Genomic DNA, 5,673 nt, shown 5'->3' with positions numbered 1-5,673 from the left:
CGACGCCTTCAGCATCGACGCCGTGTACCTGGAACACGGACTTCGCGATGTCCAAACCAACCGTGACTACCTGATTCATGGCTCTCCTCCAGCTCTGCCGGAGGCTTAACGCCGCCGGTGGGTTGGAGAGCCGTCCACAGCATCAACAGCGGCCCTTAACTTGTAGCCGATCAGCGGACATACCCGGTCGCAAGCTCCACTGGCATCCCGCGCTAGCTGCACTGGTTTCCAGTACAGTTCTGCGCGATCTGTCAGGCACCCGTCGGATCCACCGGGACGTTCAGCAGCCGGCCGGTCTGGACCGACGCTGTTCCCGAAAAAGCGGGACGCGTGATCCGCATCGTCTTCAGATCGATCTCGCCGTCCGGTCCGAGCGTGGTGATGCGCACCGATGGATAATCGAGCGGCTTGCCGGGTTCGACCTGCGGCGCGCCGTCCGGCTGCACCAGCCAGGCATAGCCGCTGCTGGCGGTGAAGAAGCGGCCGACGCCGTCGGCGTCGACGCACAGGGCGCCGTCCTCATCGACGCCGAGGCCGATGGCTTGCGGATCGCCCGAGGCCCGCACCTGGGCGACGAAGGCGATGAGACGGCCCAGCCGGTCGCGGACGCTGAAATGGGTGTCGGTCACGACATGGGCGAGATAGGGCATAGTCAGGAAGTCGCCGACCATGGTGACTTCCGGTCCCATCGGATCCTTGAGCGCCGTGATCGAGTCGATGCTGCCGCCGTCCATCGCGCCGTAGCCGGCGCCGCCGAGGATGGCCAGACCCGCGCTGGTGCCGCCAATCGGACGGCCACGCGCAACATGGTCGTTGAGCGCCTTCTGGACCGAAGTCCCCTTCCAGTAGCGGACATAGTTGGCCTGGTCCCCGCCTGCCAGGAAGACGCCGTCGGCGCGGTCGAGAATGGCGAGCACGCGCGGATCCTCGGAAGCCTTGCGGTCGTCGAAGACCAGGGTCTGCACCGAGGCCGCGCCGCCGATATCGCGATAGATCTCCTCGCCCCCCGCGCCGTCGCCAGAGGCGCGCAGGATCACGATGTGGCCATGCCCGGCCTTGGCGATGAACCATCGAAAGGCGCGGTAATCCCAGTCGCCGCCGCCCATCAGCATCAGGCCGGTCTCAGTCGGGCCGGGCGTCCGCGCGTCGATGTCGCCGATTCTGTAATAGCTATAACCGTCGGGCGAAGCGGTCGCCGTCGACGCGGGCGACAGGCCGGAAAGCAGCGCCAGGGCGCCGAAGAACGCCAACAGCGTCGTTCGCATAAATCGTCTCTCCGCCACCTAGTAGAACACCATATGGGCACAGTTCGCTTCGACGCGCGACACGATTGGATATTTTTGTTCTTCAAAAAGTTTGAAAGTCGCCGCATGGTGTTCGGCAGGGGACAGGGGGCATACCATGCGATACGTCAGATCAATCATCGGCGCTCTTTCGGCCGGAACCAGCCTCATCGCGCTGTCGGCTGCGGCCCAGACGACGCCATCTCAGCCGAGCGGCGGAGTCGCCACGACGGTCGATGAGGTCGTCGTCCTGGGTTCGCGGATTCCGCGCCAGATCGACACCGAAGGTCCGGCGCCGGTGACCACGATCACCGCCGACGAGATCTTGCGCAACGGCTACCAGAGCGTGCCCGACCTGCTTCGCGCGGTGACGCAGAACGGCGGCGAGACGCAGAGCCAGCAGTCCTTCTCCGGCGCCTCGTTCACGCCCGGCGCCCAGCAGGTCGATCTGCGGGGCCTGGGCCCCAACCATACGCTGGTGCTCGTGAACGGGCGGCGCATCGCCGACTTCCCCCTGCCCTTCCAGGGGCAGAGCAATTTCACCGACGTGTCGAACCTTCCCGTCGGACTGATCGAACGGGTCGAGGTGCTCAGCGGAAGCGCGTCCGCGGTCTATGGGTCCGACGCCATCTCCGGCGTGGTCAACTTCGTGCTCAAGAAGTCGGCGGACGGCATCCGCTTCGACTTCCGCCAGGGCCTGACCGAAGACGGCGGCGGCGCTTCCCAACGCTTCACCGTGACGGCCGGAGGGAGCCGCGGCGGCTTCCACGGCGTCGTCGGCGTTGAACTGCTCAACCAGAAGCCGCTCTGGGCCTATGATCGGGAAATTCAGGACTCCACGAAGGACAGCCCGACCAACACCACGGCGCGTCGGGCCTTCCTGCGGTTCGACGAGGACAACGACTACCTCGACCCCGGCGCCGCGACCTGCGCCAAGCTCGCGTCGTTCAACGGCGGGACGACCTACTACGCCAACCGGCGGCGCTACGGCTATTTTTGCGGCACCGACGAAGCGATCGGGTACGGAACGATTCTCAGCGGCCGCGACAGCCTGAACAGCTACGCGGCCCTGGGCTATACGATCGACGATCGGACCGAACTCTTCCTCGACCTTCAGTACAGTCACAGCAAGCTGAAGCTCTTCCGCGACGTTCTATCCTGGCAGTATCAGGATGCGAACGGCAGCGAAGACGGCCTGTTCTTCAATGCCGACACGGGCATGATCGAGGGCTGGCAGAGGCAGTTTTCGCCGGAGGAGATGGGCGGCCTTTCGAAGGGGTTCACCCGCAATCGATCCGATGCCTTCACCATCACGCCGGGCGTCAAGGGCGCCTTCGGCTCCGCCGACCAATGGGGCTATGAGGTCGCCTTCAACCACGCCGAATACCGGTCGACGGTCCGCTTCCCCCATATCATCGCCCAAAAGGCCAACGCCTTCTTCCTGGGTCCGCAGCTCGGCGTCGATCCGGACAGCGGCTATGCGATCTTCGCTGTGGGCACCGACGCCGCACGCCTTTACAAGCCGCTCACGACCGCGGACTACGACCTGATCGCCAAGGACGCGGTCTATCATCCGCGCTCGCGCAACGACAACCTGTCGGCCACGATCACCAACAGCGCCCTGTTTGATCTGCCCGCCGGACCGGTCGGCTTCGCCGCCGTCGTGGAAGGCGGGACCCAGAGCTACAACCTCAAGCCTGACCCGCTGGCGCTCAAACCCTATTATTACGGCCTGGTCGACTCGGATGGTAAGGGCGACCGCGACCACTGGGGCGCCGGCTATGAGGTTCGCGCGCCGCTGCTTAGCAATCTCGAGTTCAGCACGGCGGGCCGTTACGATCACTACGAGTTCGCCGGCAACGGCTTCGGCAAGTTCACCTACAACGTCGGCCTCGAATATCGCCCCATCCGCACGCTTCTGTTCCGCAGCGCCTACGGCACCGGCTTCCGGGCGCCGGACCTGCACTATGTCTTCTCTGGACCGGGAAACACCCACCCCTCGGGCACGGACTACTTCCGCTGCCGCACCGAGGAGCCGAACGAACCCATCGGCGACTGCAGCTTCTCGGGCGAGGGCATCGTCTCCCACCGCAACGGCAACCGCGATCTGAATCCCGAGACCAGCAAGTCGTTCAATGGCGGCGTCGTCTGGCAACCCATGCGCAACCTCAGCCTGTCGGTCGACTATTTCCGCGTCGAACTGACCAATCAGGTCCGCGACATGAGCGCAGACACGATCCTGCGCGACGAGGCCGACTGCCGCATCGGCAAAACTCAGGGCGGCAGCGCTGTGGACCGCGCATCGCCCACCTGTCTCGACGCGATCGCCCGCGTCGAGCGGCAAGCCACGGGGCCTCTGGCGGGGCAGTTGGTCGGCATCTTCACCAATCCGATCAATATCGCGCAGGAGACGACCTCAGGCGTGGATGTCGCGGCACGCTGGCGCGTTCCGACCAACCGGATCGGCGAGTTCAACCTGTCGCTCGGCTATACCTACGTCGACAAACATACCTTCCAGCAATATCCGGGCGATCCGGTCATCGACAAACTGGCCTTCGACAGCGGCTACGACATCCCGCGCGACAAGGGCACGGCGAGCGTCAGTTGGGCGCTGGATAAGCTGACGGCGACGATTCAGGGTCAGTACCTCGGCAAGCTGCCGAACTATGACGAGGACGCCTTCATCAGCGACAGCTGGATGTTCAACGCCTCGGCGCAGTACGATCTGACGGACCACGTTCGCCTGTCCGTGACCGTCAACAACCTGTTCGACAAGGGGCCGGTCAAGGATCCTACCTACAGCTCCTATCCCTACTACGACATCTCCTGGTTCGACTCCGTCGGCCGCAGCTACTACTTCCAGCTCACCTACAAGCTGGGCGGCGCGGGGCTCTGAAGAAGCCGCTCGGCTACGTGATAGACCTTCCGCCTCCCGACAAAGGCGGGAGGATCTTTCATCGTGTGGCCAAATGGAGCTAAATCCAAAAACTCGCACACGACAGTGAACGCTCCATGCGAGGCAGGCTAACGCTCGCCACGGCCAAGCAGAATGCGGATGCGCCGAGCGTCTTCAAGGCGCCCGAAGCGGAAGTTGGCTTCAGCCCGAGAAGCAGACATTCAAGCACATTTCGAGCAGCCGCCGCGCTACGTCTAGGGGTTGTCATCCGATGCCCCGGTCGTAGAAATCGAGCGGTCATCATGTCGTGCAACAGGAGCCGGCCAGACGCGCATCGGCTAGCCGGTCTCGCGATCCACCACCCCGACGAACCCCAGCGCCAAGATCGCCAGCGCCAGCTGGTCAGCGTGCACGCTCCCAACAGCCCCCCGCCGCCGGTCCCGCCTGAGCCAGACACCTGGGACAGGTACGAGATCCGCTGCTGCACCTTCCAGAGCCTCTCGTTCGGCGAGGTTCTCATCGACGAACTCTTGACCAAGTTGCCCGGTTGGATACCTCGGACAACCGCCGAGAAGCTGGTGTCGCCCGCCAGACGGCGGCGTGGGGTTCGACCTGCTGTCGGTGAACAAGGGCGGGCTCGACGACCAAGGCTGCAGGCGTGCCCCAGGTCGTTGACGGAGGAGTTCGCGGAACTCGCCTGACCTGCGTCGATGCAACGTCCTTGACGCCGTGGGGTTTCCTCAAAGCCCTGAAGGGAATGGACTGCAGCCGCAGGCGCTTTCGCAGTCGCCTTTTCGCCGACGATCCCCTGGCCGTCTGCTTCGTCAGCCGATAGCCAGTATCGAACGCGGCGCACCATTTCATCAAAACGAATGTCCGCCACCAACGTATCGACGCAGCCGAACGCCGGTCTTAGACTCCCCATGAAACGACTGAGGTCGATCTAATGGGCCCGAACCCGGGACAAGGTCCTTATCCTGAGCCTGAAGCCGCCCAGCGCATAGCCGCCTAGCTTGAAGCCCGGCCGGGATCAGGCTGGTTCTACGCGCCTCAGCGTCCCGGGAAGCGTCTTCGCGTGGCGACCTGGGGCCATGCCCAAGGGGCCGCAGATCGAAGCGCCTCAGGCGCCAGCGTGTTATAGGCAGAGCGCAGGGCGAGCCGTCGCCTCCATCGAAGGATGTCATGGCGCGACAATCACGGATTTCGACCCGGCTTTCCGCAGCCAGTCTGGTCCACCTCGGCGCGCCTCGCCTGGCGGACCTGCTGATCGAGGCCGGCGCGGGTAACGCCAACCTGAAGCGCCGGCTCCGGCTCGAACTCGCCGCGGAAGCCGGTCCTGAACTGTTGGCCCTGGAGATCGACAAGCGACTGTCGGCGCTCGCGGCGGCCCGCACCCGCATCTCCTGGCGCAAGCGGGGCGAGTTGATCGAGGACCTCGAAGCCCACCGGAAAATGATCGTCGAGCGCCTGGCGCCGGCAGCCCCGGCCGAGGCG

The 5,673-nt window shown here is 64.7% G+C and carries 3 protein-coding genes; 2 read left to right on the top strand and 1 reads right to left on the bottom strand.

The genetic code is table 11. The features are described from left to right. Window positions 1–251: 251 nt before the first annotated feature. Complete coding sequence (locus AC1DJ5_RS14550; RefSeq protein ID WP_477021056.1) at window positions 252–1,265, bottom strand: cyanophycinase; 1,014 nt, start codon at window positions 1,263–1,265, stop codon at window positions 252–254. Window positions 1,266–1,401: 136 nt separating this feature from the next. Between AC1DJ5_RS14550 and AC1DJ5_RS14545 the strand changes: the two genes are divergently transcribed. Further along, complete coding sequence (locus AC1DJ5_RS14545; protein WP_477021055.1) at window positions 1,402–4,179, top strand: TonB-dependent receptor; 2,778 nt, start codon at window positions 1,402–1,404, stop codon at window positions 4,177–4,179. A 1,182-nt stretch (window positions 4,180–5,361) separates the two neighbouring features. Further along, on the top strand, window positions 5,362–5,673 hold a 312-nt coding region (locus AC1DJ5_RS14540), incomplete at its 3' end, for a DUF6880 family protein (protein ID WP_477021054.1).

The organism is Brevundimonas sp. 01N35, from assembly GCF_056399785.1.
The sequence above is the reverse complement of the archived record's forward strand: the minus strand, read 5'-3'. Positions and strand labels throughout refer to the sequence as shown.

What these genes read in the sequence shown, in the direction of transcription:
- AC1DJ5_RS14550 (WP_477021056.1), bottom strand. Translation starts at nt 1,265, where the DNA reads ATGCGAACGACGCTGTTGGCGTTCTTCGGCGCCCTGGCGCTGCTTTCC.
- AC1DJ5_RS14545 (WP_477021055.1), top strand. Translation starts at nt 1,402, where the DNA reads ATGCGATACGTCAGATCAATCATCGGCGCTCTTTCGGCCGGAACCAGC.